We start from the raw sequence: 24527 nt of genomic DNA, 5'->3' as shown, positions 1-24527 counted from the left end.
CTTCGCGCGGCGGCAGATCAGGACGGCATTGCCGCCTGTTTGCCGGCTGACGGCTCGCTTGCGCGTTGCGCCGATTTCGACCGCTGCAGGTCCCACCAGGCGAATACGAAGTAGACGAGCGTGCACCAGATCGTCACCTCGTAGAACAGCTCGCGGTTCACGTAGTACTCGTAGAGATCGGGGCTGTGGAACAGCACGCGCCACGCGAGCACGGCCGGCACGACCAGGCCGACGACGATCCAGATTGCCTTGATGAGCTTGGTCAGGCCGGACGTGTCCTTCACGTGCTCGTGGCCCTCCTTGCGTGCCAGCTCTGCGTGGTATTGCTCGACCTGCCGGTCGAAGTCGGCCTCGCGCTGCTCGGCCGCCGGGTAGCTCTTGTCGGCGCCGGCCTGCTTGGCAAGGATGGTGTAGCAGACGATCGCGACGACCCAGGTTGGCAGGAACAGGTAGACGAACGGCATGATGTTGATGAGATTCAAGCCGAAGCCGAACACCAGACAGATGCCCCAGGTGACCAGCGCCGGCATGTTGTCCTTGACGCCCTTCAGCCGGTACCAGTTGCTCTTGTAGCCGAGCCTCGGAAAGAGGTGCTGTTCGGCGAACACGATGCCGCCGATCGGTACAAGCACCAGTCCCGCGTAGGCCAGAATCGGCAGGATGCTGCGGTAGATGAACGGGAAGCAGCTGCCGATCACGACCACCGCGCCGACCACAAGCGTCACCCGCTGGCGTGCGATGTTCGGGAATACGGCCTGGGCTGCAAGACCGGCGCGATAGAGGTTCGGATTCGCCGTGGTCCATCCCGCGATGATCACGATCACGAAGCCGGTGGCGCCGAGCGCGTAGTAGGCGACATCGCCGGGCGACACGACGGCCACACTCAGGTTCATGATCGACGCCGTTGCCGCGCCCATCAACGCCGCGGAAATCCAGGCGATGTAGTGGCCGAACATCATGCCGGTTGCGGTGCACAGGCCGTAGACCGATTTCTTCGCGTAGCGCAGCAGCGCCATGTCGACCAGGCCAAAGTGCGCAAATGTGTTCGCGGCCCAGGCGAAGCCGATCACTTCCATCAGCCCGATGCCGGGTTCCCCTTCGGCATTGATGCCGGTGAATACGGTTGCGCCCGCCAGGTTGACGAAATCGGAAAAACTCGCCAGCGTCGTATAGCCGGTCAGGGTTTCGTTCAACGCCGGCATCAGCACCATGCCGCCGGCGGTGAACATCACCATCAGCCAGGGCGTGCAGATGGTCGCGAACTGGGCCACGACGTTGAAGCCGAAATACGCCACCACCACCGCGATCACGCTCGCCGATGCGGCGATCGCGGCAAAGGCGACGTTGCTCGGATAGGGATAGATCTGCGGCGGAATGTCGAACAGCACCCGCACGGCCGTTGCCGACACCGTGATCATCGCGGCCGAGATCGCGACGAAGATCAGCACATTCGCACCGTTGTAGAAGCGCGAGAATTTCTCGCCCATGTTGCGATCGAGGTAGGTGTAGAGGCTCAGCCGTGTCTTGACCGCAATCGGCGCGGTGATCAGCCAGAAACTCAGCACGGCGAGCGTGTTGCCGATCAGCAGCCCGATCAGGATGTCGTGGATCGACGCGCCCATCGCGACGAAGGCCGCGCCGATGACGAATTCGGTTGCTGCAACGTGTTCCGCGCCATAGAGGCCGAGAAAATGGCCTGGTCCATGCAGCCGGTGCTTCGGAACCGGGAGCAGTTCGTCGTCCATCTGTGCGACGGATTGATGCTTGTCGATCGCCGATTCGCTCACCTGATCCTCCTGCTGTTCCGTTCTTCCCGGACGGCGGTCCGAGACGGGCGCGGCTCGCGGCAATCACCGGCCCGGCACGGGCCTGCGCGTGCGCCTGCTATTTTTCGATCAGGAAGCGCGCGCGCTTGATGACCTTGTCGGTGACCCACTGCGCATTCTTCAGCGCCTCATCGGTCGTGATCTGGCCCGCCACGGCCTTGGCAATCCGTGCGCCGACCGCCGTCCCCATGCCTGGAAACTCGGGAATCGCGACGTACTGGATGCCGGGGTGCCTCGTCGACCGTCGGTTTGTCCGGGTCGGCCGCCTCGATCGATGCCAGCACCAGTTCTGCAAACGGTGCTGCCTGAAGGTAGGCGGGATTCTTGTACAGCGACTGCCGCGTGCCCGGAGGCACGTGCGCCCAGCCCTCCTTTTCGGCCACCAGCTCGGCATACTGCTTCGAGGTTGCCCAGGCGACGAAGCGCCTGGCTGCTTCCTGGTGCGCGGACTGCGATGAAATCGCCAGCGCCCAGACCCACAGCCAATTGCTTCGCTTGCCGAGGCCGCGATCCGGCGCGAGCGCGAAACCGACCCGGCCCGCGACTCGAGACGCCGCCGGATCGGTGATCGACGCCGCCGCCACGGTCGAATCGATCCAGATCGCGCACTTGCCTTCCTTGAACAGCCTGAGGTTCTCGGCATAGCCATTCATTGCGGCGTCTGGCGGTCCGAAGTCCCTGAGCAGGCTGACATATTCCTTGACGGCGCTGGTCCAGGCTTCGCTGTCGAACTGAGGGCGCCAGTCGCTGTCGAACCAGCGCGCGCCGTAGGAGTTCGCCATCGCGGTGATCAAGGCAACGTTTTCGCCCCATCCGGGTTTGCCGCGCAGGCAGATGCCGTAGGCGTCACCTTTTTGCGCGCTGATCTTCGATGCGGCGGTGCGTATGAAGTCCCAGGTCGGTGCGGCCGGCATCTCGAGACCGGCCTTCTCGAACAGATCGGTCCGGTACATCGTGAACGACGATTCGCCATAGAAAGGCGCGGCATACAGCTTGCCGTCGAACGACAGGCCTTTCCTGATCGAGGGCAGCAGATCGTCGACGTCGTAGCCATCCGGCATGTTGCTCAGCTCGGACAGCCAGCCTCGCTTGGCCCAGATCGGCGTCTCGAAGGCACCGATCGTGACGATGTCGAAGCGGCCGGCGCCCGTTGCGATGTCGGTGGTGACCCGTTGGCGCAGCGTGTTCTCGTCGAGGCTGATCCAGTCGAGCTTGATGTCCGGGTTCGCGGATGTGAATTCGCCGGACAGGCTCTGGATCCGCTTCATGTCGGGATTGCTGACTGTCGCGATCTTCAGCGTCGTTTGCGCATTCGCGGGCAGTGCAACAAAGAGCGCGATGGCGACCAGCAGAACTGGTCCAGGCTTCATCGGATTCCTCTCATTGGGGAGATGGCAGGACCAGTCTGCGCCTTCGAGTCGAATGCTGTCAATGCGCGATTGATTGCCGAACCAGACTGCGCGTCGATCGCGGGGCGGCGCAACCGCCAGCTGCAAGCTGCTGCCGGCGTATTGCCGTGGCCCGCCAGATGGCCCATTTTTCCGATGCCGCGCGGACAACTGAACGCGAAGATCGAACCTGTTCCGGCGCCGCATGCGCGGCGCCATCTGGAAGGAGAGTTCGAGCAATGGGTGCTGAGAAATTCAAGGGCAGCTGCTTCTGCGGCGCCGTCGAGATCGAGGTCGTCGGACGGCCGATGCAGATGGGTTATTGCCATTGCAATTCCTGCCGCGCCCATTCGGGCGGGCCGATGGCCGCATTCATGTTGTGGAAGTCCGATGACGTGCGGGTGGTCGCCGGCGAATCGATGCTCGGCCACTTCAACAAGGTCGGCATCAGCGACCGTCACTTCTGCCTGCAGTGCGGCGGCCATCTGATCACCCGCCATCCGGACATGGCGCTGACCGACGTGCGCGCCGGCGTGATGCCGGACATCGAATTCCGGCCCGACATCCACCTGCACTACGCGGAGTCGGTGCTGCCGGTTCGCGATGGCGTGCCCAAGCTGAAGGACTTTCCGGCTGAGGTCGGCGGGTCGGGTGAGTGGATGAACGAGTGATTGCCTGATGCGACTGCGCACGCTGGTCCGCAGCGCGCGCTGGTGATCGCTCAGTCGTCGACGATCGGTGCGCTGCGTTCGACCCAGCAGCGCGACAGCCGGCCCTCGCGCACCGCCCAGATGCTCAGCCCGCTGAAGTGCAACCGGCGGCCGTCGGCCGGCAATCCGAAGATGCCGGCGCTGCGGCCGCTGCAGATCCAGCGTGCCGCGACACGGTCGCCGGCCGCCGACGCAAAGACGTCGGTGACCTCGTTGCGGGCGCCGCTGAGCCGCTGCTGGAAATCGGCCACCCATTGCTTGAACGCGATCCGGCCGCGAATCGATGTGCCGGCCGAGACCAGTTCGTAGTCTTCGCTCATCAGCTGGTCGATCGCGTCGAGATCGGGCCAGCCGCCCCAGACGCGCTCGAGAAAATCGCGTGCGAGCCGTTCGGCTGCCGCCTGCGGCGTCTCCGATGCGCTGCTGTCCATTGCTGCGCCTGCGTAGCTCAGGCGGTTGCCGGCTCGGCGGCGATCGCCGCGGCGGTGCCCGATATGACGATGCCGCCGGCCACCGGCACCTCGACATCGATCCGGCTTGGGCGTCCCATCGCCTCGCCTTGCTCGATCGTGAAGGTGGTCGGCGCCGCGATCAATCCGGCATCGCGCAGATAGCCGCCGAATGCGGCCGCCGCAGCGCCGGTCGCCGGGTCTTCGACGACGCCGCCGACCGGGAACGGGTTGCGTGCGTGGAACTGGCCTGGATGCTCCTGCCAGACGAGTTGCAGCGTCGTCAGCTGATGCTGCTGCATCAGCGAACGCAGTGCCTCGAATGGATAAGCGAGTGTGTCGAGGCGCGACTTCTCGCGCGCTGCCAGCACCAGGTGCCAGGCGCCGGCATACGCCTTGGCCGGCGGAATCCTCGGATCGAGCTCGTCGTGATGCCAGCCAACAAGCGCAAGCGCTGCGTCGACCAGATCATGGGCCGCGGCTTCGTGCCGTGTCGGCACCGAACGCAGCGACGCCCAGGTCCGGCCGTCGCGCAATCCCGTCGTCACCTCGACCTCGCCGGCGCGGGTCAGAAAGTTGGTGCGGCCCGGTCCGTCGATCTCGCCGAGCAACACGCCGGCGGCGATCGTTGCATGGCCGCAGAAGCTGACTTCCGCCGCCGGGCTGAAATAGCGCACCTCGCGCACGCTGCCGACGCGTGGTGCGAGAAAGATGGTTTCCGAATAACCGACCTCGGCGGCAATGCGCTGCATCTGCGCGGCATCGGGCAGCCGCTCGCCGATCCAGATGCCGGCCGGGTTGCCGCCGGCGGGATGGTCGGTGAAGGCGCTCAGTCGGTGCAGGTTGTTGTCGCTGTTCACGGCAGGCTCCTCAGGGATGGTGTTGCGCTTGTATTCTGAGTCGCCGGTGCGGTACGACAAGCGATGGTTTTTTGCCCTGAGACCCAGTCCAGCTGAGTCTCGCGGGCACGTAGACTCGTCGCATCTCGGGCCGGCACCGCACCCGGCACCTGCCCGCATCGGAGAATTGATGACCCGCATTCGTCGCCCTCCGCTCGACGCCTTGCGTGCCTTCGAATCGGCGGCACGGCATCGCAGTTTTGTCCGCGCCGCCGACGAACTGAACGTCACCGCGGCGGCGATCAGCCTGCGCATCCGGACCCTGGAATCGTCGCTCGGTGTGGCGTTGTTCGAGCGACTGGCGCGTGGCGTTGTGTTGACCGATGAGGGTCGTCGTTATGCCGAACGCATCGCCACCGCGATGCGGCTTATCGAAAGCTCGACCGAAGAACTCTGCGCTGCGCCGCTCGACGGACCGCTGCGGATATCGGCACCGCAGTCGCTGCTGCAGCACTGGCTGCTGCCGCGGCTGGCGTCGCTGGTCGAGCGCCATCCGGGGCTGCGTTTGTCGATCGAGGGATCGTCGCGCCTGGCCGATCTGCGCAGCGGCGCGACCGACGTTGCGCTGCGTTTCGGCAGCGGCAGTTATCCCGGTGTCGATGTGCGCCTGCTGATGGGCGATGTCGCCAGCGTGCTGTCGGCGAGCGCGCCGCCTGCAAACCAGCCGCTCGCCGAGTTCATCGGCAGCCGGCCGCTGATCCACGACGAGTCGGTCCTCGAGCAGGAGCCATGGAGCAGCTGGTCGCCATGGCTGCGCGAGGCCGGTGTGCGGCCCGGATCGGCGCAGGTGATGGTCGGCGTCTCCGACGCCAGCCTCGCGCTGGCCGCGTGCCGCGCCGGCGTCGGCTTGTGCATCGCCCGCGCGTCGCTGGTGATCGACGAAATCGAATCCCGTGCGCTGCATGCGCTGATGCCGTGGCGAACAACCGAGTTCGGCTATCACGTGTTGACGCGCCATGCCGAAGCGCCTCATCCGCGCATCGCTGCATTCCTGGCGTGGCTGACCGAGCAGGCCGAACAACACCAGCGCAGGGTCGCGCTGCTGACGGAGCACAGGCCGGCGAGCAGTGATGGTCATCCCTCGACGCGATGAAATGATTCGGGAGGACATCGAACTGCAACAACGGAGGTGTTCGGGTTTCAGCTGAAACCGGAACCGGTGATCGAAGATCGGCTGCGCCACGCATACTTGCATGCCATGCACACGGCGACCGAAACCCGCACCGTCAGCCTCGTCGATTCGAGCATCCGCATCGCGCTGATGCTGTCGCTCGGCGCCGCGTTGTCGCTCGGCATCACGCGCTTCGCCTACGGCCTGTTGCTGCCGCCGATGCGCGACGACCTCGGCTGGAGTTATGCGCTGGCCGGCGCGATGAATACCAGCAATGCGGCCGGTTATCTGCTCGGCGCGCTGCTGACGCCGCTGCTGCTGCGCCGTTATCCGCCGGCTGCCGTGATGTTGTGGGGCGCGGTGGCAGCCAGCGTGCTGATGGCGGTCTCCGGGCTGTTCACTGATACGACGATCTGGCTGGCGCAACGGCTGGCCGCCGGCATCAGCAGCGCGCTGGTCTTCATCGCCGGCGGATTGCTGGCCGCGCGGCTGGGCGCGACCGAACCGGCCAGGGCCGGGCTGCTGATCGGGCTGTATTACGGCGGCACCGGCCTCGGCATCAGCCTGTCGGCGCTGCTCGTGCCGTCGGCGATGGCTGCGGCGGCCGATCTCGCGCATCCCTGGGCCTATGCCTGGGCCGCATTGGCACTGGCCTGTTTCGTGGCAACCGACATCCTGCGCCGCGCCGTCCGCCGGCTCGCTGCGAGATCGGCGCCGGCGCAGGCTGCTGCAGGCAGCCGCACACCCGACGCACCCGTGCCGCTGCGCCGGTTTGCACTGGCGCTGGCCGCCTATGCGATGTTCGGTGTCGGTTATATCGGCTACATGACCTTCATCGTTGCGCTGCTGCGCGAGCAGGGGCTGGCCTCATCGACGGTGATGGCCTATTTCGCGATGCTCGGTATTGCGGTGATGGTCTCGCCCCGCCTGTGGGCCGGCCTGCTCGATCGCCGCCGCGATGGCCGCGCACTGGCGCTGCTCAATGCGCTGGTCGGCGTCGCGACGATCGCACCGGCCTTGTCCAGCGCGTGGCCTGTGGTGCTTGCGTCCAGCCTGTTGTTCGGCGGCGTGTTTCTGTCTGTCGTCGCGTCGACCACCGCCTGGGTCCGCCACAACCTGCCGGCAGCGCAGTGGGCCGCCGGCATCGGTGCCTTCACGATCGTTTTTGCTGCCGGCCAGATCATCGGCCCGACCGTCGTCGGCTGGATTGCCGATGGCCCTGGCGGGTTGGCGCGCGGCTTTGTCGTCTCGGCGCTGTGTCTGTGGATCGGCGCGCTGCTGGCGATGCGGCAGCGTGCAATCGCGCGCGAAGAGAAAACGGTGGACTGACGCGGGAAGCGCCGCGTCCGGGCACGGCAGCCAGCGGATTCAAAGCCGCTCGAGCACCGCGCGTGTGATGTCGGTGGTGCCGCTCGCGCCGCCAAATTCGCGCGGCCGCACCGCGCCGCTCTCGAACGCGCCCTGTACCGCCGATTCGATTGCGCGCGCGCCATCGGCCAGCGCGGCATCGCCGCGCCGGTCGGCGAGCCAGTCGAGCATCATCGCGGCCGACAGGATCATCGCCGTCGGGTTGGCGATGCCTTGTCCGGCGATGTCGGGTGCGCTGCCGTGCGCCGGCTGGAACAGCGCGTGGTCGTCGCCGATGTCGGCCGATGGCGCCATCCCCATGCCACCGACCAGCGAGGCGATCAGGTCCGACAGGATGTCGCCGAACATGTTTTCGGTGACGAGCACGTCGTATTCCCAGGGCTTGAGCACCAGGTTCAGCGCCATCGCGTCGACATAGGCGTCGCCATGTGCGATGTCGGGGAAGACGGCGGCGCGTTGGTGAAACACCTCGCGCCAGAACGCCATCGAGCGGAATACGTTGGCCTTGTCGACATTGGTGACATGCCCCGGGCGGCCCTGCGATTTGCGCAGCCGCGCCAGCCGGAACGCGAAATCGACGACGCGCGCGGTACCGGCGCGGCTGATCTTCATCGTGTCGTAGGCCGCATCGGCGTCGACCGTGCCGCGGCCGCGGGCGAAAAACAGCCCCTCGGTGTTTTCGCGCACCAGCACCAGGTCGATGCGTGTGCCGCGCGGATCGGCCAGCGGCACCGGCAGCCCGGGCCAGGTGCGCACCGGGCGCACGCCCGCATACAGGTCGAGCGCGAAGCGGATGTCAAGTTGCGGAATGACTTCGGTGCCATCGGCACCGCGCACATGCGGCAGGCCCATCGCGCCGAACAGCGTCGCATCGGCCGCGCGGCAGGCGGCCAGTGTCGGCTCGGGAAGCGCGACACCGGTGTCGGCAAAGTGTTGCGCGCCTGCCGGGTGGGTGACGGTGTCGAAGCCGCGGCCGATCCGCGTCCCGGTGCGGTGCAGCACCTCGAGCGCGGCGGCCATCACCTCGACGCCGATGCCGTCACCGGGCAGAACGGCAATCGAACAGCTGTTCATCGAAACCTCCTTTGCACGACCAGACGTTGTTGCCCCAAGGGCTTCGAATTGCATCAGGTGTGAGCACGGAATCTGCTCGGTCGATGCCCGCGGCGGCGACGCCCGACAGCATACGCGCCACACCGGCTGGGACATCCGCAGCGCAGGGGTCTCGAGGACCATGGAGGTCGATGCACCAGGTGCGGAACTCTGGGTGCGGGACTCGCTCAGCTAGAGCGGCCGCCCCGCTTATCGCGCCAGCGCCCCGCGCGGCCTCGCGACGGTCTCGAGGAAACCCGGCTCTGGCCGCGGCGGTGCGCGCCGTTCATAGGCATAAGCGAGCTGCAGCAGCCGTGCATCGTGGCCCGGCGCGCCGTAGAACGACAGCCCGACCGGCAATGCAAATGCGCTGCCCATCGGCACCGTGATGTGCGGCGCACCGGACACCGCGGCCGGTTGCGAGCTGCCGCCGACCCAGTGGTCGCCGCCGACCGGGTCGATCGGATAGGCCGGGCCGGTGGTCGGCGCAACGATCGCGTCGAGGCGGTGGCGGCGCAGCGCCGCGCCAAGGCCGTGCGTCCACGCCAATTGTTTGCAGGTGGCATTGGCGCGCAGATAGGCCGGGCTGTCGAGCCCGCCGCGCGCCTGCGCGGCCTCGAACGTCTCCTGCCCGAACCATGGCATCTCGGCCAGCGCATGCACCCGGTTGAACGCGATCAGTTCGGCGAGGCTGTGCACCTCGGCGCTATCGCCGCGGCGTGCCAGGTAGGCATTGAGCCCGGCCTTGAACTCGTGCAGCAGCCGGTCGAATTCCGCCGCGCCCAGCGCCTCGGTATCGGCGATGACGGTGACCGGATCGACCAGCACCGCGCCGGCCGCCCGCAACGTGGCGAGCGCCGTTTCGGCCAGCGCGTCAGCGGCGGGATGCACGCCGAAATGTTCGCGCGCAACGCCGAGTCGTGCGCCGGACAGCGCGCCGGCATCGAGCCGCAGGCCGGCCAGCCGATGCCGTGCCACGGCGGCGGCCGGCGCAGTGGTGGCCGGATCGGCAGGGTCGGCGCCGGCCATCGCCTGCAGCAGCAGCGCGGCGTCGGCCACGCAGGTGGCCAGCGGCCCGGCCGTATCCTGGCTGTGGGCCAGCGGCACCAGGCCGTGGCGGCTGACGACGCCGAGCGTCGGCTTGATCGCGACCACGCCGCACATCGACGCCGGCGACACCAGTGAGCCGTCGGTTTCGGTACCGATCGCCAGCGGCGCCAGCCCGGCGGCCACTGCGGCGGCCGAGCCGGAGCTCGAGCCGCTCGGGCTGCGGTCGAGCACATGCGGGTTCAGCGTCTGGCCGCCGCGCGCACTCCAGCCGCTGACCGACCGCGCGCCGCGGAAGTTGGCCCACTCCGACAGGTTGGTCTTGCCGAGCAGTACCGCGCCGGCGGCGCGCAGCCGCCGCACCAGCGTCGCGTCGGCAGGTGCCGGGCGAACGGCCAGCGCCAGCGAGCCGGCGGTGGTCAGCATCTCGTCGCCGGTGTCGATGTTGTCCTTCAGCAGGATCGGCACGCCGTGCAGCGGGCCGCGCATCCGGCCCTGCAGCCGCTCGTGATCCATCGCCCGCGCGATCGCCTGCGCCAGCGGATTGCGTTCGACGATCGCATTGACGCGCGGGCCCGCACTGTCGATCGCGTCGGCCCGCGCCAGCAGCGCATCGACGACGTCCGACGAATCGAGCCGGCCCTGCTGCAGCGCAGCGAGCAGCGATGCCACGTCGCCCGGCGGCACCGCCTGGCCCGCCAGCAATGGCGCCGGCCCGGCCGCAGCGAGCAGCGCCGAGTGGACGAGAAAGCCGCGCCGGTCGACCACCGCGCGTCAGATCGGACGAGAGAGGTAGGAGGCCGTCACGGCCGCCGATGGGCGGCCCGACCGGATCTGCGGCGTGCTCACGCGGCGAGTTTACAAGCGGGCAAATCCCGGTCGCGGAGCAACAAGCAAGCGGCGCTTGCTTGTGGGAGGGGCTTCAGCCCCGATTCACCAAGATTCCGAGGCCCCCGCAATCGCGGCTCAAGCCGCTCCCGCAGGTTCTGCCACCGACCGCAACCAATGCGCAAACCTCCGCACGCCAGGCGCAGGAGCTTCAGCGGCGCGGACATCCGACGAAACTCACGGGGCATCTCGCGGTCCACCCATGGAGAACAACCACAACGTCCCGTTGACGATGCCTTGCCCCGCGCCGAACCGCCGAACCGAACGCCATCGACCAACCCGGTGTCAATACCGGGACGGCTCACGGCGCCGGCCGCACTGAGATGGCGCGCGACATCAGTGCCGCGACGCTGTGGCGGCTGCTCGCCACGGTGGTGCTGCTGGCGCTCGTCTGGCACCTGCGCCAGCCGGTGATGCTGCTGTTCGGCGCGGTGCTGATCGCCGCGTCGCTGCGCGCACTGGCCAATCCGCTGGCAGACCGTACCCGGCTGTCGCCGCGCCTCGCGACCGGCGTCGTGTTGTTGACGCTGAGCGTCGTGCTCGGCCTCGGCTTGTGGCTGCTCGGCAGGCCGCTGGCCGAACAGTTCCAGGCGCTCGGCAGCGAACTCCCGCGCGCCTGGGCCAACCTGCGCGAATGGCTGACCGAGATTCCGCTCGGCGATCGCTTGCTGGTGCTGATCGAGCAAACCGACACCTCGGACCTGCCGTGGGAAGGCATCGCCGGCGTTGCCGGCACGCTGGCGAGTGGCATGGTTTCGCTGTTGCTGATCGTGTTGATGGGGCTTTATCTCGCCTTCGACGTTTACCTCTATCGCAATGGCCTGCTGCGGCTGTTTCCGCCACGCCGGCGCCGTCGTGTCGCCGAGGCGCTCGACTCCGCCGGACATGCGCTGACGCGCTGGCTGCTCGGCCAGGCGCTGACGATGGTGCTGGTCGGCGTCGCGGTAGCCGTCGGACTGTCGTTGCTGCAGATGCCGCTCGCGCTCGCGCTCGGACTGACCGCCGGCCTGCTCGAATTCGTGCCGTTTTTCGGGCCGATCGCCTCGGGCCTGCTGGCGGTGCTGGTCGCGTTCGTCGAAGGCCCGCAGCAGGCGCTCTACGTGGCGCTGCTGTTCCTCGTCATCCAGCAAGTCGAGGGCAATGTCGTCGTCCCGCTGGTGCAGCGCTGGGCAGTGCAGTTGCCACCGGTGCTCGCGGTCGCGTCGGTCGTCGTCTTCGGCACGCTGTTCGGCATCCCCGGCATCGTGTTCGGAACGCCGCTGATGGTCGTGGCAATGGTGCTGGTGCGCAAGCTCTACATCGAGCAGACGCTGGAGGCTGGCCGCATGTCCTGATCGACATCTTCACGCACTCGGCCGACCATTACCCGTCGCCGGTGTTGTGGCCGTTCACGCGCGAGGGCTTCGACGGCATCGCCTGGGATACCCCGTGGTTCCTGGGTCTGAACGCGCGTCGATCGCCTCAGTGAGAACCATGCACATGGCCTTGCTTTGCCACCGTGGACGGAGACGACGCGGCGCGATCGAGTCCGTCGAGGATGCCGCATTCGGACACCGGATGCGGCGATGTGCAGCGCGCCTGCAGGGCACGGAGCTCCTTTTCCAGTGCGCGCAATTCCTTGATTCGCTGGCTGACATGGCCGATGTGCTCGTCGAGCAGCGCATTGATGTCGCTGCAATCCTTTGCCGGCGACTCGCGCAGTTCGATCAATGCCCGGATTTCGTCCAGCGTCATGTCGAGGCTTCGGCATTGCCGCACGAAGGCCAGCCGCTCCACATGGGCGGGCATGTAGATGCGGTAGTTGTTGTCCGCCCGCGCAGGCGGCGGAAGCAGCCCCTCGCGTTCGTAGAAGCGGATGGTCTCGACAGGTGTTTGCGTGGCCTCGGCCAAGCTTCCGATCTTCATCAGCAAGCCTTCAACAGTGGAATCGACCCTGGGTTGACTCTAAACCCACTTCATGGTTTCAAATATTTTCTGGAATCAAGGAAACCTGCAATGAAGCATTCGCACGTCACGGATCACCTGGCCGCCAGCTGCGGGAGTTGCGGCAGTCCGTCACCAGCTCATCGAGCCGAAGCCGCGCAGCTCGTCGATGGTCGCAGTTTCCGCATTGCCACAATGGACTGCGCGGCCGAGGAGTCCGAGATCCGCCGCGCGCTCGACGGCGTGCCCGGCATTCGTGGCGTGCGCTTCCAGCTCGGGCGGCGCATCTTGACCCTCGACGCCGATCCGCCTTCGATTGCGCCTGCACTGACGGCCATCCGCAAGGCCGGCTTCGATCCGCAGCCGGTGGCCGCGCCCGCCGACGCTGGCGCGCACAACGCAGCCGACGGGCACGACCACGATGCCACCCGCGGCCAGCTGCCCAAACTCGCGGCCGCCCTGCTGCTGGCCATCGGCGCCGAACTGATCGGCTTCTTCGCGCCGGAGACCAACGTCTGGCGTGTGGTGGGTCTGGCGGTGGCTGCGCTGGCGATCGGGCTGGCGGGTGTCGACGTCTACAAGAAAGGGCTGGCCGCATTGCGCCATGGCCGGCTGAACATCAACGCGTTGATGACGGTGGCGGTCACCGGCGCGTTCCTGATCGGCCAGTGGCCGGAAGCTGCGATGGTGATGGCGCTTTATGCGATCGCCGAGGCGATCGAGGCGCGGGCGGTGGACCGCGCGCGCAATGCGATCAAGGGCCTGCTCGACATGACGCCGGAGCAGGCCTCGGTGCGCCAGGCCGACGGCGGCTGGGCGCTGTTGCCGGTCGGCGAGGTGGCGGTCGGCGCGCTGGTGCGCGTCAAACCGGGCGAACGGGTGCCGATGGACGGCATCCTGCGTTCGGGCCAGACCAGCATCGACCAGGCCCCGGTGACCGGTGAGAGCATTCCGGTCGACAAGGCCGCTGGCGACCTCGTCTTCGCCGGCACGATCAACACCTCGGGCAGCTTCGAGTTCGAAGTCACGGCCGCGGCCTCGAACTCGACGCTTGCGCGCATCATCCACGCGGTCGAGGAGGCGCAGGCGACGCGCGCACCGACCCAGGGTCTTGTCGACCGCTTTGCGGCGGTCTACACGCCCGCGGTCTTCGTCATCGCGCTGGCGGTCGCCGTGCTCGGGCCCTGGCTGCTGGACTGGACCTGGATGCAGGCCATCTACAAGGCACTGGTGCTGCTGGTCATCGCCTGCCCCTGCGCGCTGGTGATCTCGACGCCGGTGACCATCGTCAGCGGCCTGGCCGCGGCGGCGCGGCGCGGCATCCTGGTCAAGGGCGGCATCTACCTCGAGCAGGCGCGCCAACTGAAGGCGATCGCGCTCGACAAGACCGGCACGCTCACCGAGGGCAAGCCGAAACTGGTCGACTGGGCCGTCGTCGACCCGGACACCGAGTCGGCGCAAGCGGAGCACATCGCCTCGGTTTTGGCCGGTCATTCCGCCCATCCGGTCTCGCGTGCGATCGCGGCGGACCTGAAGCCCAACAGCGTCGAGGCGGTCAACTTCCAGGCGCTGGCCGGGCGCGGCGTGCAGGCCGACGTCGGCGGCGTGAGCTACGTGCTGGGCAACCACCGGCTGATCGAGGAGCGCGGCCAATGCTCGCCCGCGCTCGAGCAGCAACTGAAGCAGCACGAGGAGGCCGGTCGCACCGTGACCCTGCTGGCCGCGCCGGATCGCGTGATTGCGCTGTTCGCGGTGGCCGACACGATCAAGCCCTCGTCGCGCGAGGCGGTTGCGTCGCTGCAGGCGCTGGGCATCACCGCGGTGATGCTGACCGGCGACAACCAGGCGACGGCCAGCGCGGTGGCGCGCGAGGCCGGCATCGCGCGGGCGCAGGGCAACCTTTTGCCCGAGGACAAGCTCGGCGCGATCAAGTCGCTGCAGCGCGAGTTCGGCCCGACCGCGATGACCGGCGACGGCATCAACGACGCGCCTGCGCTCGCTCAGGCCGACATCGGCATGGCGATGGGCGCCGCCGGCACCGACACCGCGATGGAGGCCGCCGACGTGGTCGTGATGAACGACGACCTGCGCCGCATCGCTGAAACGGTGCGGTTGTCGCGCTCGACACACGCCGTGCTGTGGCAGAACATCACGCTGGCCCTGGGCATCAAGGCGGTCTTCCTGGTGCTGGCCGTGTTCGGCAGCGCCACGATGTGGATGGCGGTGTTTGCCGACATGGGGGCGAGCCTGCTGGTGGTATTCAATGGCTTGCGATTGCTGGGCAAGGCGCATGGCAGGTCATGACAAGCGAGACTATCGTGCTCGTGCTCGTGCTCGCGCTCGGCCTTGCCGCAGCGCTTGCACTCATGGCGATGCTGTTGTGGTCGATCGCCTTTCCGCCGCGGCGCTTGTGGCCGCCGATGGAGTCGACGCCGCTGAACCGGATGACTGTCTGGGCACTGACGGTGGTGATCTTCGCCAGCACCGGCGTACTGGCGGTGCTCGATTGGAACGCCTCCGGTTGGCCGGCTGCGCTGCGTTGGGGCCTCGGCGGCACGTTGATCGTGCTCGGCAACGTCCTGGCGTGGCGCGGTGCCTGTCGGATGGGCATGCAGGCGACAAGCGGCGCCGAAGGCAAGCTGATCACCGACGGCATGTACCGGTTCTCCCGCAATCCGCAGTACGTGGCGGACATGGGCATTTTCGTCGGCGCCACGATCCTGAGCGCCTCACCAGCCGTGTTGATGGTGGCGGCCGCCGGCATCGCCGTGTTGCTCGTCGCACCGCTTGCCGAAGAGCCATGGCTCGCGGCCCGGCACGGTGAAGCGTGGGCGAGATACTCGCGTCGAACGCGGCGCTACTTCTAGCATGCGCGCTGCGTAACCCCCTCTCCATTGCCACCGGTTGCCTGGTCTCAACAGCAGTCCTCACGCAAACGACAAGGCGGCACACCGCGGCGGCGCTGTCAGTGCCGCGAAATGGCGCTGCCTGCAGCATGCAGCTCGTGCTTCAAGGCGTGCGAATTCGAGAGGGCCGTCCGCCGAGATCGTGCGAACGCCTGCGGCATAGAGTTCGATGCCGGTCCGCCCCGCAGAAGCACGAGACTACTTGCCTGGCTTGCCAAATTGCGCGTGATTGACCGTCCACCTTGGGGGCTGGGTTGAGGGGCTGGCCCTCGTGCAGCCGGCTGGGGAACAGAAAGTCCTTTGGCTTCAGTCCCGCCTGCTTGATCCAGGCCTGCAAGGCGTCCCAGGTAGCCTGCGTGATCTCGAAATGCACGGGCCGCTGCGTCTTGGGCTGCATGACGAAGGCACGCGCCGCGACCTGGTCGCCATAGATACGTCTCTGACTTTCAGGGCGACGAGGTCGCATCCACGCAGCTTGCTGTCGATGCCCAGGTTGAATAGAGCGAGTTCGCGCACTCGGTCTTCCATCTGGAGCCGCAAGCGCAGCGTCCAAATGTCCTTGAGCTTTAACGGTGCCTTCTGTCCGACGATCTTGCCCCTGTTTCACGGCTCGCGCTGAGCGGTGTTACCTGCGGTTCCCATGATCGTTTCCCATCGAGTTGAGGGCCACACAGGATGCGCTCGCACGCCATGGACTTGCCGCTGCTCTTCGAGCACCAGAGTGTGCATCGGGTCGGGCTGAGGGTCAGCTTACGGGGATGTCGGCCGACTGCAAGTCCCGGCCGATTGCTGGTTTTCGTGACGTGCAGCTTCCGAAATGGCGAAACGATCATGCCGCGATCCACGAGCAGTCGGAGATCGAGAAGACAAGGACGCATGGCTGGGACGCGGGAAGGGCAAGGCCTCCAAGATTAAGCGCCGGCGCCGGCTCGGAACCGACGCCAACCATCTCGAATCCTGGCCCGGCCAGCTTGGACCCGAGCGGCCCGGCCGGTCGCTACCCGCCGCCGCATGCGCATGGCTACCGGCCGCCCTGCCAGCGGCCGGGCGCCCGTCACCGTCAACCGCTTACTCGAGCGTCGAGTCGAACAACGGCCCGCCGTCGATCGGCGGCCCGCCGTTCTTGCCTTGATCGTGCGGGACGCCGACCTTGACGGTGCCCTGGCAACTGCCACCGTTGCCATCCGACGCGGTAAACGCGACATGGTAGACACGGCCATCGCCCTTTCCGTCGCGCTCTGCGCGCAGTTGTGCAATCGAGGTACCGACGCCATGCGCATCGGGATGCTTCTTGCCCGGTCCCTTGACCTTCTCGTCCTGGCGGATGCCGTCGATGGTGATCACCACTGAGTCGCCGTCGGCATCGCTGACGCCATTGAGCGATATCGGCGTGAAATGATGGTTGGGCGGCCACAGCATTGCCGTCGTGGGCGTTGCGTTGGTGCAGACCGGCGCGGCGTTGGACGGGCAGAACGAGGACGAGACCCAGTCCGTGCTTGCATCCATGTTCACCAGCGTGCCGTTGTTCCCATTGGGAGACAAATCGAGAGCCGAGGAACTGCCGGCGCCTTCATTGAACTTCAGATAGGTGATCAGGCCGGGCTCGGCTCCGGTCAGGCAATTGTTCATCGCGTCTACGATCTGCGGCTGCGTTCTGGCCACTGACCAATAACTCACCTCGTCGATAGAACCCGAGAATTGTCTCTGTATCAGTGGCGACGCGGATCCTTCGACCCCGACCAGGAAAGGCTGTGTGCTGGTGCCGACAACAGTGCCCGGAAGTGGGCCCAAGGTGCCCCGCAGAGTCCCGTTCATGTAGATCCGAAGCTCGCTGCCGGTGTAGACGGCTGTCGCATACATCCATTCGCCTGGCACCACTGTCGCTGCTGGCGCAGATGCGGCCCCGTTGAAGCCGACACCATCGTTCATGCCGGACGTGATTGATCCATCAGGACGGATATTCATGCTGATTCCGGTGCCGCCAGCAGCCCTGGGGCGAGCCAGGACGGTCTGCAGTGGGCCGCTGCCGGTCCACCTGATCCAGGCCGCCATGGTCCAGGCCGCGCTCACCTGCAGGGTCGGGTGGTTCGGCACTGCGACATGGTCGTCGCTGCCATCGAAATCCAGCGCCGTCTGCGCGAACGCGGGCGACGCGAGGCCGGAAAGCAATATCGCACAACTCGCGAACCGGGCGACGATGGCACCTGATGTGCACCGTCGCTGGCCGCTACGGCCATCAAGGGCTGCAGACAGAGTTCTTGTTTCTTGACTGATTGCTGATGTTTTCATGGGTCCTCACTTGCGAAAAGATTTGAAGAACCCAAGGGCGACAGCCTCGATAGATCATCCCTCCTGAGACTTCCGCCGATGGGATCGGCAAGAATGTCTATGCGACAGGTGGGACGGATCTCCTTCAACCGCTGTTCGACCAGCTGCTGCCAAAAATGACGTTACACGCTTTGAACCTGCAGGTCAAACCGGTGGGTCGGGATAGGGGAACCCGTGCTTTCGCACGAAATCTTTCTTGGCGATGGCTGCAACCAACCGACCGCCTAGCCGCGTGCCTGTGGTCGCTTTCGGGGCGGTCTTGCGCCTTCACTCGCCTGAGAAGCGGTCGGTGAGCCGGGTGACTCTCGTCCAGCGGCCAGCGACAGCACTACCTCCAACCGCCGTCATTGGCGTTGGGCACTGTCGCTGATGCGAGTGGCCGCTTTGGGTCAGTCAGCGGGAGCAGGTGGTTCGCAATCGAAGGACTGCACCCGCTGCGTTGCCGTCGCTCAAGCGACTGGTATCCGATTCCAGACTGAACTGAGTCACTCGATGTCGATGTCTGAGCGACTGCGGTGCTCATCATCGGCCATTCGATGGTTCATGAACGGCGCGACCGCTCTACCGCCGAAAGGGAACATTGACCAGCCCCGATACTTCAGGCTGGTCTCACACCAGATCTCGGCGCAATGCAACGCTGGGTCGTAGGAAAGACGGCGAACCGCCGCGTCCTGGGATCACTCAACGACTTGGCATTCCTACAGCGCCAGCGAAGCGCGCGAGGCCATTGCCGAACTCGGCTCGCCCGTGGTGGTGAAGGCCTGTTCGGTTGACGTGCCGCACAAGTCGGAACACGGCCTGGTGAGCCTGAACGTGCGCAGCGCCGACGAAGCCGCGACGCTGTTCGAGGCGCAATGGGCCAAGCTGCAAGACCTGGATGCAGCACGCGACGGCGTGATCGTCGCCGCGCAGCACAAGGGGCGGCACGAATGCCTGGTCGGCGCGCGCCACGACCCGCTGTTCGGCCCGGTGGTCGTGGTCGGCGACGGCGGCAATATGTCGAGGCACTGCAGGACATCGCGCTGCTGGTCCCGCCCTTTGACACGGCGGAGGTCGTGGCTGCGCTGCTCAAGCTGCGCATCGCCCCGCTGCTGGCGGGCGTGCGCGGCGAGCCGGCGCTGGACGTGCAAGCGCTGGCGGCAGTTGCAGTCGCCGTGGGCAAGCTGATCACGGCTGCGGCGGGTCGCGTCACCTCGATCGACCTCAACCCGGTGATGCTGGGCGCGGTGGGCGAAGGCGCGCTGGTGGTCGACGCGTTGGTCGAACGGGGTTGAGGGAAGGCGCCGCGGCAGCTGCCATGCAAACCATGCGCAGACCGCTCGGCCAGCGCCACCACCACCGTTCCGGGTCGCAAGCATCCGTCGGTGTCGAAATGACTCATCAGCAAGTGGCGGCTTGTGGGCACAAAATCGTCAACGTCCGCTGTGCGGTGATGAAACACAAAGGGCACACCCGTGGCAACCCAAGCCACCGTATGCAACGCGCTACAGCGAAGCGGTCTTCCTTGACCAACATCGACGCGAGCGGCGGGCCCAAGGATGCAAACTGGCGCTTGGCCACCATGCCGCGCGAAAGAGCCGTCGTTCGAAGGCGGTCGGAAGTTTTGGTTGCGAACCGGGCTGCAAGGGCGTAGCGTGGTTCCGTGACTGGGACGGGTTGTCTGTCTGACAGTGCCGAGCATCCAGGTGAACCTAGCAGCACACGCCACCAACCTGGAGAGCACAGAATGAGCACCTATCTCACGCGAGCCCGATATAGCCAAGAAGCGTTCAAAGGCATGACCGCCAAACCCGAAGATCGGGAGGTCGCGGCGAAGGCGATGTTCGGCGCGACCGGCATGAAGCTTCATCACATGTGGTATTCGGGCAATGGCGAAGTCATCTGCATCGCCGAAGGGACAGCCGTTTCCGTGGCTTCGGTGGGCATGGTCGTACTGGCCAGCGGTGCCTTCACCAGCGTCGAGTCGACCGAACTCATCAGCATGGGTCAGATGGTGGAGGCCATGGGGAGCGCTGGCGCAGTCGCCGCCAAGTTTCGACCACCCGGAAAGTAGCGAGTGCCTAACCATTACGACCGGCTTCGAGCAACCCATCGACCGTATGCGAACCCAGCGTCGAGGCACACTCGACATCAGAAGCCTTGCCCGTTAACAGGTGATCGAGCCGACGATGATCAATAACGGCTTCCCGACGATCTTGCCGATCGGCCCTTCGTGTCTCGACGCCAGCGAACCGACCAGCACCATCGCGCCGATGCTCGCGGGCAGCAGTCGGGCCGTGTGCCTCCGGCCCGGCGCCGTGACGAAATCGCCCGGCGCCGTCCGCGTGTCATTGCGAGATCGCGTTGGTGCTGATCACCTCGGCCCACCGCTTGCCTTCGGCGCTCAGCCAGGTGCTGGTCTTGCCGGCATCCATCCAGGTTGCGGTCATGCCGCGGTCGGCCATGCCTTTCTGGAATTCTGGATTGGCGACAACCTTCGCCAATGCGGTTCCAAGCTTGGCCACCTGCGCATCGGCGAGCTTTGCCGGTGCCATCAGCAAGTAAGCCTGCTCGACGACGAATTCCTTGTATCCGGCTTCGGCAAGCGTCGGCACATCGGGCAACTGCGGCACGCGCTTCGGGCTCGATACCGCCAGCGCGCGCAGCTTGCCGCCCTGCACCTGCGGCAATGCACCTGGCAGCACGAGGAAGGAGCTGTCGACCTGCTGGCCGATCAGCGCGGTCATCGCCGGCGCGCCGCCCTGGAAGGGGACGTGCAAGGTCTTCATGCCGGCGAGTTGCGCAAAATACGCCATCGCGAGGTGGCCGCCGGAGCCGACGCCGCCAGACGCATAAGTCAGCTCGCGCTTCCTGCCTTCGGCGACAAAATCGGCCAGCGTCTTGATCGGGCTGGCAGCGGGCACCACCAGCAGTTGCGGCAGCGTGGCGACCATGCCGATCGGCTTCAGGTCCGACGGCTTGAAGCCGGCGGTCTTGTACAGCGATGGATTGACGGTGATGACGCCATCGGCGGCCATCAGCAGCGTGTTGCCGTCCGCTGCGGCATTGACGACCGCGACCGCGCCGATGTTGCCGTTTGCGCCACCGCGGTTGTCGACGATCAGGTCACGCCCGAGCGTGGTCTTCAGCTGCTCGGCGAGCAGCCGGCCGGTGTAGTCGAGTGCACCGCCGGGCGGGAACGGGACAACGAGGCGGATCGGGTCTTCGGCGAAGGCCGGTGCCGCGCAGGCGGCGCTCGCGATCAGCGCGAGAAATTGGCGGCGGACGATATTCGACAGCTTGGTCATGGTCTGGTCTCCTTCGATGTGATTGGATAAATAACCGGATGGGGCAGGGGTCGGGCAACTACTTGTTTGCGCCGCCGAGCGGTGCCAACTGGCTGCCGCCACAGACATGGATCACCTCGGCAGTGATATAGGCGGCGCCCGGTGACAGCAGGAAGGCAACGGTGTTGGCCACGTCCTGCGGCGTCGCCAGGCGGCCCAGCGGTGTCTGGTTGATCTGGCGCTCGGCCATCGCGCCAAAAAATTCCTCGCTGCGGCCGTCCATCGTGAAGGCCGATGGGATCAGCCCCGGCGCGACGGCATTCGCGGTGACGTTGAACGGTGCGAGCTCGCGTGCGATCGACCGCGTCAGGCCGACCACACCGGCCTTGCCTGCTGCATAGGCCGGTGGTCCGCCGGCGACCCAGGCACGCGACGCGATGTTGACGACGCTGCCCGATTGCTGACGCTCCCAGTACGGAATCACCTGCTGGCACAACACCGCCGGCCCGCGCAGGTTGACGGCCATCATGTGGTCCCATTTGTCGGGGTCGAAATCGCGCAGCGATCCGCGATGGTTGACAGCGGCGTTGTTGACCAGGTTGTCGATGCGGCCGAAACGTTCGCCGACCAGCGCGACCAGCGCGGCGATGCTCGCGTTGTCGCCCATGTCGACGCGGGCCGGCAGCAGTTGCTGTCCATCGGCGAGCGGAATCTTCGCCGCCAGCGCGTCGGCGCGGCCGATGTCGAGGTCGGCCAGCACGACGTGCATGCCGTCCTCGGCGAGCCGTTCAGTGATCGCGCTGCCGAGCGCGCCGCATGCGCCGGTGACGATGGCGACCGGGCGTTGTGTACTTGTATTCATGGCTTGGTTGTTGGTGATGGAAAAATTGGTGCCGTCATGCAAGGGCTGCGCGCCGCGCCAGGTGCGACAGCGCGACCGAATAACCTTCGATGCCCATGCCGGTGACCACGACGTCGGCTGCCTCGGCATAGAGGTCGGTGCGCCCGGGCTTGGCGAGCTTGTAGACGGCAGAGATATGAACCACCGCGACCGGCACACCGGCTTCGGCAACCGCTTGTGCGAGCGAGCGGCCATAAGGCGTCAGGCTGGCCGGGTTGATGACGATGCCGTCGATCGCATCGACGCGTTCATGCAGCCAGTCGACCAGCACGCCTTCGTGGTTCGACTGCACGCATTCGAGGTCGATGCCGAGGTTGCGCGCCAGTGCATCGAGTTGCTCGTCGGTCTGCGCGAGCGTGGTGCTGCCGTAGCGCGCCGGATCGCGTTTGCCGAGGCGGTTCAGGTTCGGGCCATGGATGACAACGAAGCGCCGTTTCGTTGCTGCGGGTTGGGTGGTGGTCGAATTCATGATCTTTCCGAACAGCGTCGAAGGTCAGCGGGTGTGCCTCGAGTGCGCATCGCTGATCCAGCGTTGCAGCAGCATGTGGTTGCGTGTCAGCTTGTCGAGGTCGGTCTGTCTGGTGCTGAAATCCTCGGCGCTGATCCAGCCTGCAAATCCGGCATCGACGAGTGCGGCGACGATGGCCGGCAGATCGAGCTGGCCTTCGTCCATCGGGCACCAGTGCCATTGCCACGGTCGGCCTGCGCCGGGCGACGACCAGACTGCGTTTTTGATCTGCACATGGGTCAGCCGGTCGCCGATCAGTTCGAGCGCGAGTGGCGGATGTTCGTAGCCTTCGACCGCCAGGTTGCCGAGGTCGTAGAGCACACCGACGGCTGCCGTGTCGATGCCATCGAGCATGCGCAATGCCATTGCCGCGCTCGGGCAGACGGTGGCCTGATGCACCTCGAGCGCAAAGCGGACGCGGTGGCGCAGCAATACCGGCTCGAGGTCCGACAACCAGCGCCGCAACCGCTCGATAGCCGGCCGGTACGGGCCGGGTTCACGCGTCGACGGTGCCCAGACGCGGATGCGTGAGACACCGATGTCGGCAGCGATGCCGATCAGGTCCTCGGCGGCAGCGATGTCGCCGACCGTCAGGTAGGGGCTCAGGCCGACGATCGACAGGCCCGCTTCGATGCAACGTGCCGCGATCTCTTGCAAGGCACCAGCGTTCTGCGCAACGGTGCAGCGGTTGTTGCTGCGGAAGTTCCAGCCAGACGCTCCATCGAGCCGATCGACATCGTCGCTGACCCTCCACTCGATGCCGGCGTAGCCACTGCTCGCGGCCGCCGTGATCAGCTCGGCGGGGGTCAGCGAGGGTGTCGAGGCACTGGAGACGGCGAGTTGCATGGTGTGGTCGGGTCGCGATGGGAGTGGCGGCGTGAAGTCACTGTATGTGGAGTGATCGCTCATGTAAAACGAAGTTTCGGAGCGGGTAACATGACCATTTGGTCATGTATTAGCTTCGCCATGAACCCCAATGCAATCTCGCTGCGCCATATCCGCGTCTTTCTGGTGATCGTCCGTGAGCGCAGCCTGCGCCGCGCCGCGCAGGCGCTGCACATCACCGAATCGGCGGTGTCGAAATCACTGCGCGAGCTCGAGAATGCGGTCGGTGTCCGGCTGCTGCAGCGTGATCGCCGAGGCGCGACGCCGACGCCCGCCGGCGAGACCTTCCACCGCCATGCGACACAAGGCGCGGCCAGCCTCGCGCTGGCATTCGAGGCGGTGCAGCGGCGGCGCGAACCGCGCGAGCCATTGCGCGTCGGTGCGCTGCCGACCGCTGCCGCGTTTGTGGTGCGGATTGCGGTGCAGCGCATGTTCGAGCGCTACGACGACATCGCGGTGCATGTCGAATCGGGGCACTACGAGCAGCTCGTCGCCCGGCTGCGCGCGGCCGACATCGACCTGATCATCGGGCGCATGGTCTCGCGCGACATGGTCGGGCTTTCGTTCGAGCTGCTGTTCGACGAGGACATCGTCGCGGTGGTGCGCCGCGACCATCCGCTTGCCGATGCGACGATGGTCTCGATCGATGCGCTCGCGGACTACCTGCTGATCACGCCGTCACCCGGCACGCAGGTTCGTGCAGTGGTCGACAGTTATCTGTTTGCCAGTGCATCGCGGCCGCTGCTGCGCCATCTCGATACGCAGAGCGAAACCTTCGCGCGCGCGTGGACGCTGGAATCCGATGCCGTCTGGTTCGCTCCGCGCGGCCTCGTGACGCCCGACCTCGAGCACGGCCTTGTCTCCGAACTGCCGCTGACCAGCCCGCTGCTGCGCGCGCCGTTCGGCATCACGACGATGACCGATGTACCGCGCACGCGGGCTGCTGCCGCTTTCATCGAGATCGTGCGCGGTGTCGCGGCAGAGCAATAACGCGGCAGCGGCAGGCCGACTTCTCAAGTGTCGGCTGCGCCC

19 protein-coding genes and 3 pseudogenes are annotated in these 24527 nt (G+C 66.4%); 9 read left to right on the top strand and 13 right to left on the bottom strand.

The features are described from left to right. Positions 1-17: 17 nt before the first annotated feature. Entirely contained in the window at positions 18-1787 is a 1770-nt protein-coding gene (locus ACNH6H_RS05235; RefSeq protein WP_418316224.1) for a purine-cytosine permease family protein, read from the bottom strand. Positions 1788-1884: 97 nt separating this feature from the next. Then, positions 1885-3196 (bottom strand): annotated as a pseudogene (locus ACNH6H_RS05230) (ABC transporter substrate-binding protein). 257 nt (positions 3197-3453) lie between these two features. Between ACNH6H_RS05230 and ACNH6H_RS05225 the strand changes: the two are divergent. Next, on the top strand, positions 3454-3885 hold the full coding sequence (locus ACNH6H_RS05225; protein ID WP_418316222.1) for a GFA family protein: 432 nt from the start codon (positions 3454-3456) through the stop codon (positions 3883-3885). Between the two features lie 50 nt (positions 3886-3935). On the opposite strand, the gene ACNH6H_RS05220 is transcribed toward ACNH6H_RS05225, so the two are convergent. Further along, the gene (locus ACNH6H_RS05220) at positions 3936-4355 is read right to left on the bottom strand and encodes an ester cyclase (protein ID WP_418316220.1); all 420 of its coding nucleotides are present in this window, start codon (positions 4353-4355) and stop codon (positions 3936-3938) included. A gap of 17 nt (positions 4356-4372) precedes the next feature. Continuing rightward, positions 4373-5233: a PhzF family phenazine biosynthesis protein gene (locus ACNH6H_RS05215; protein WP_418316218.1), complete on the bottom strand. Its 861-nt coding sequence runs from the start codon at positions 5231-5233 to the stop codon at positions 4373-4375. Positions 5234-5402: 169 nt separating this feature from the next. On the opposite strand from ACNH6H_RS05215, the gene ACNH6H_RS05210 reads away from it, so the two are divergent. Both ACNH6H_RS05210 and ACNH6H_RS05205 read left to right on the top strand, forming a co-directional pair. Continuing rightward, the gene (locus ACNH6H_RS05210) at positions 5403-6365 is read left to right on the top strand and encodes a LysR substrate-binding domain-containing protein (RefSeq protein ID WP_418316216.1); all 963 of its coding nucleotides are present in this window, start codon (positions 5403-5405) and stop codon (positions 6363-6365) included. Positions 6366-6470: 105 nt separating this feature from the next. Next, positions 6471-7712 (top strand): YbfB/YjiJ family MFS transporter, encoded by a 1242-nt coding sequence (locus ACNH6H_RS05205; protein ID WP_418316214.1) that lies wholly within the window; start codon positions 6471-6473, stop codon positions 7710-7712. Positions 7713-7751: 39 nt separating this feature from the next. Here the strand turns inward: ACNH6H_RS05205 and ACNH6H_RS05200 are convergent, their stop codons facing one another. Together ACNH6H_RS05200 and ACNH6H_RS05195 are read right to left on the bottom strand one after the other, a co-directional pair. Beyond that, positions 7752-8825, bottom strand: a complete 1074-nt coding sequence (locus tag ACNH6H_RS05200; protein ID WP_418316212.1) for an isocitrate/isopropylmalate dehydrogenase family protein — start codon at positions 8823-8825, stop codon at positions 7752-7754. A 228-nt stretch (positions 8826-9053) separates the two neighbouring features. Continuing rightward, entirely contained in the window at positions 9054-10658 is a 1605-nt protein-coding gene (locus ACNH6H_RS05195) for an amidase (protein ID WP_418316210.1), read from the bottom strand. A 443-nt stretch (positions 10659-11101) separates the two neighbouring features. Between ACNH6H_RS05195 and ACNH6H_RS05190 the strand changes: the two genes are divergently transcribed. Then, complete coding sequence (locus ACNH6H_RS05190; RefSeq protein WP_418316209.1) at positions 11102-12112, top strand: AI-2E family transporter; 1011 nt, start codon at positions 11102-11104, stop codon at positions 12110-12112. A gap of 127 nt (positions 12113-12239) precedes the next feature. Here the strand turns inward: ACNH6H_RS05190 and cadR are convergent, their stop codons facing one another. Continuing rightward, positions 12240-12683: a Cd(II)/Pb(II)-responsive transcriptional regulator gene (gene cadR, locus ACNH6H_RS05185; RefSeq protein WP_418321232.1), complete on the bottom strand. Its 444-nt coding sequence runs from the start codon at positions 12681-12683 to the stop codon at positions 12240-12242. A 90-nt stretch (positions 12684-12773) separates the two neighbouring features. On the opposite strand from cadR, the gene ACNH6H_RS05180 reads away from it, so the two are divergent. Both ACNH6H_RS05180 and ACNH6H_RS05175 read left to right on the top strand, forming a co-directional pair. Then, complete coding sequence (locus ACNH6H_RS05180; RefSeq protein WP_418316207.1) at positions 12774-15005, top strand: heavy metal translocating P-type ATPase; 2232 nt, start codon at positions 12774-12776, stop codon at positions 15003-15005. A 14-nt stretch (positions 15006-15019) separates the two neighbouring features. Further along, entirely contained in the window at positions 15020-15568 is a 549-nt protein-coding gene (locus ACNH6H_RS05175) for a methyltransferase family protein (protein ID WP_418316205.1), read from the top strand. A 295-nt stretch (positions 15569-15863) separates the two neighbouring features. Here the strand turns inward: ACNH6H_RS05175 and ACNH6H_RS05170 are convergent. Both ACNH6H_RS05170 and ACNH6H_RS05165 read right to left on the bottom strand, forming a co-directional pair. After that, positions 15864-16198 (bottom strand): annotated as a pseudogene (locus ACNH6H_RS05170) (integrase); the annotation flags it as partial. 477 nt (positions 16199-16675) lie between these two features. Beyond that, positions 16676-17896, bottom strand: coding sequence for a LamG domain-containing protein (locus tag ACNH6H_RS05165; protein ID WP_418316204.1), 1221 nt, complete (start codon positions 17894-17896; stop codon positions 16676-16678). A 786-nt stretch (positions 17897-18682) separates the two neighbouring features. Between ACNH6H_RS05165 and ACNH6H_RS05160 the strand changes: the two are divergent. Together ACNH6H_RS05160 and ACNH6H_RS05155 are read left to right on the top strand one after the other, a co-directional pair. Further along, a pseudogene (locus tag ACNH6H_RS05160) lies at positions 18683-19209 on the top strand (acetate--CoA ligase family protein). 452 nt (positions 19210-19661) lie between these two features. Then, positions 19662-19988 carry a GYD domain-containing protein gene (locus tag ACNH6H_RS05155; RefSeq protein ID WP_418316202.1) on the top strand — a complete coding sequence of 109 codons (327 nt, stop codon included), beginning with the start codon at positions 19662-19664 and terminating at the stop codon, positions 19986-19988. A gap of 274 nt (positions 19989-20262) precedes the next feature. Here ACNH6H_RS05155 and ACNH6H_RS05150 read toward each other — a convergent pair whose 3' ends face one another. Genes ACNH6H_RS05150 through ACNH6H_RS05135 form a run of 4 tightly spaced genes read right to left on the bottom strand, consistent with a single transcriptional unit; the run spans position 20263 to position 23456 of the window. After that, on the bottom strand, positions 20263-21222 hold the full coding sequence (locus ACNH6H_RS05150; RefSeq protein WP_418316200.1) for a tripartite tricarboxylate transporter substrate binding protein: 960 nt from the start codon (positions 21220-21222) through the stop codon (positions 20263-20265). Between the two features lie 58 nt (positions 21223-21280). Further along, positions 21281-22063 carry an SDR family NAD(P)-dependent oxidoreductase gene (locus ACNH6H_RS05145; protein ID WP_418316198.1) on the bottom strand — a complete coding sequence of 261 codons (783 nt, stop codon included), beginning with the start codon at positions 22061-22063 and terminating at the stop codon, positions 21281-21283. A gap of 34 nt (positions 22064-22097) precedes the next feature. Further along, positions 22098-22571 (bottom strand): type II 3-dehydroquinate dehydratase, encoded by a 474-nt coding sequence (locus tag ACNH6H_RS05140; RefSeq protein WP_418316196.1) that lies wholly within the window; start codon positions 22569-22571, stop codon positions 22098-22100. A gap of 24 nt (positions 22572-22595) precedes the next feature. Next, the gene (locus tag ACNH6H_RS05135) at positions 22596-23456 is read right to left on the bottom strand and encodes a sugar phosphate isomerase/epimerase family protein (RefSeq protein ID WP_418316195.1); all 861 of its coding nucleotides are present in this window, start codon (positions 23454-23456) and stop codon (positions 22596-22598) included. Positions 23457-23576: 120 nt separating this feature from the next. Between ACNH6H_RS05135 and ACNH6H_RS05130 the strand changes: the two genes are divergently transcribed. Beyond that, positions 23577-24485, top strand: coding sequence for a LysR substrate-binding domain-containing protein (locus ACNH6H_RS05130; protein ID WP_418316193.1), 909 nt, complete (start codon positions 23577-23579; stop codon positions 24483-24485). The last annotated feature ends 42 nt before the right edge of the window (positions 24486-24527 follow it).

The sequence above is a fragment of the Pseudideonella sakaiensis genome (genome assembly GCF_048320135.1).
GTDB classification, from domain to species: domain Bacteria; phylum Pseudomonadota; class Gammaproteobacteria; order Burkholderiales; family Burkholderiaceae_C; genus Ideonella_A; species Ideonella_A sakaiensis_A.
The sequence above is the reverse complement of the archived record's forward strand: the minus strand, read 5'-3'. Positions and strand labels throughout refer to the sequence as shown.

Excerpts from the sequence above, each read along its gene's own strand:
- ACNH6H_RS05135 (WP_418316195.1), bottom strand. The coding sequence starts at position 23,456 with ATGCAACTCGCCGTCTCCAGTGCCTCGACACCCTCGCTGACCCCCGCC.
- ACNH6H_RS05150 (WP_418316200.1), bottom strand. The coding sequence starts at position 21,222 with ATGACCAAGCTGTCGAATATCGTCCGCCGCCAATTTCTCGCGCTGATC.
- ACNH6H_RS05165 (WP_418316204.1), bottom strand. The coding sequence starts at position 17,896 with ATGAAAACATCAGCAATCAGTCAAGAAACAAGAACTCTGTCTGCAGCC.
- ACNH6H_RS05180 (WP_418316207.1), top strand. The coding sequence starts at position 12,774 with ATGAAGCATTCGCACGTCACGGATCACCTGGCCGCCAGCTGCGGGAGT.
- ACNH6H_RS05220 (WP_418316220.1), bottom strand. The coding sequence starts at position 4,355 with ATGGACAGCAGCGCATCGGAGACGCCGCAGGCGGCAGCCGAACGGCTC.
- ACNH6H_RS05145 (WP_418316198.1), bottom strand. The coding sequence starts at position 22,063 with ATGAATACAAGTACACAACGCCCGGTCGCCATCGTCACCGGCGCATGC.
- ACNH6H_RS05130 (WP_418316193.1), top strand. The coding sequence starts at position 23,577 with ATGAACCCCAATGCAATCTCGCTGCGCCATATCCGCGTCTTTCTGGTG.
- ACNH6H_RS05200 (WP_418316212.1), bottom strand. The coding sequence starts at position 8,825 with ATGAACAGCTGTTCGATTGCCGTTCTGCCCGGTGACGGCATCGGCGTC.
- ACNH6H_RS05190 (WP_418316209.1), top strand. The coding sequence starts at position 11,102 with ATGGCGCGCGACATCAGTGCCGCGACGCTGTGGCGGCTGCTCGCCACG.
- ACNH6H_RS05210 (WP_418316216.1), top strand. The coding sequence starts at position 5,403 with ATGACCCGCATTCGTCGCCCTCCGCTCGACGCCTTGCGTGCCTTCGAA.
- ACNH6H_RS05155 (WP_418316202.1), top strand. The coding sequence starts at position 19,662 with ATGAGCACCTATCTCACGCGAGCCCGATATAGCCAAGAAGCGTTCAAA.
- cadR (WP_418321232.1), bottom strand. The coding sequence starts at position 12,683 with ATGAAGATCGGAAGCTTGGCCGAGGCCACGCAAACACCTGTCGAGACC.
- ACNH6H_RS05140 (WP_418316196.1), bottom strand. The coding sequence starts at position 22,571 with ATGAATTCGACCACCACCCAACCCGCAGCAACGAAACGGCGCTTCGTT.
- ACNH6H_RS05225 (WP_418316222.1), top strand. The coding sequence starts at position 3,454 with ATGGGTGCTGAGAAATTCAAGGGCAGCTGCTTCTGCGGCGCCGTCGAG.
- ACNH6H_RS05205 (WP_418316214.1), top strand. The coding sequence starts at position 6,471 with ATGCACACGGCGACCGAAACCCGCACCGTCAGCCTCGTCGATTCGAGC.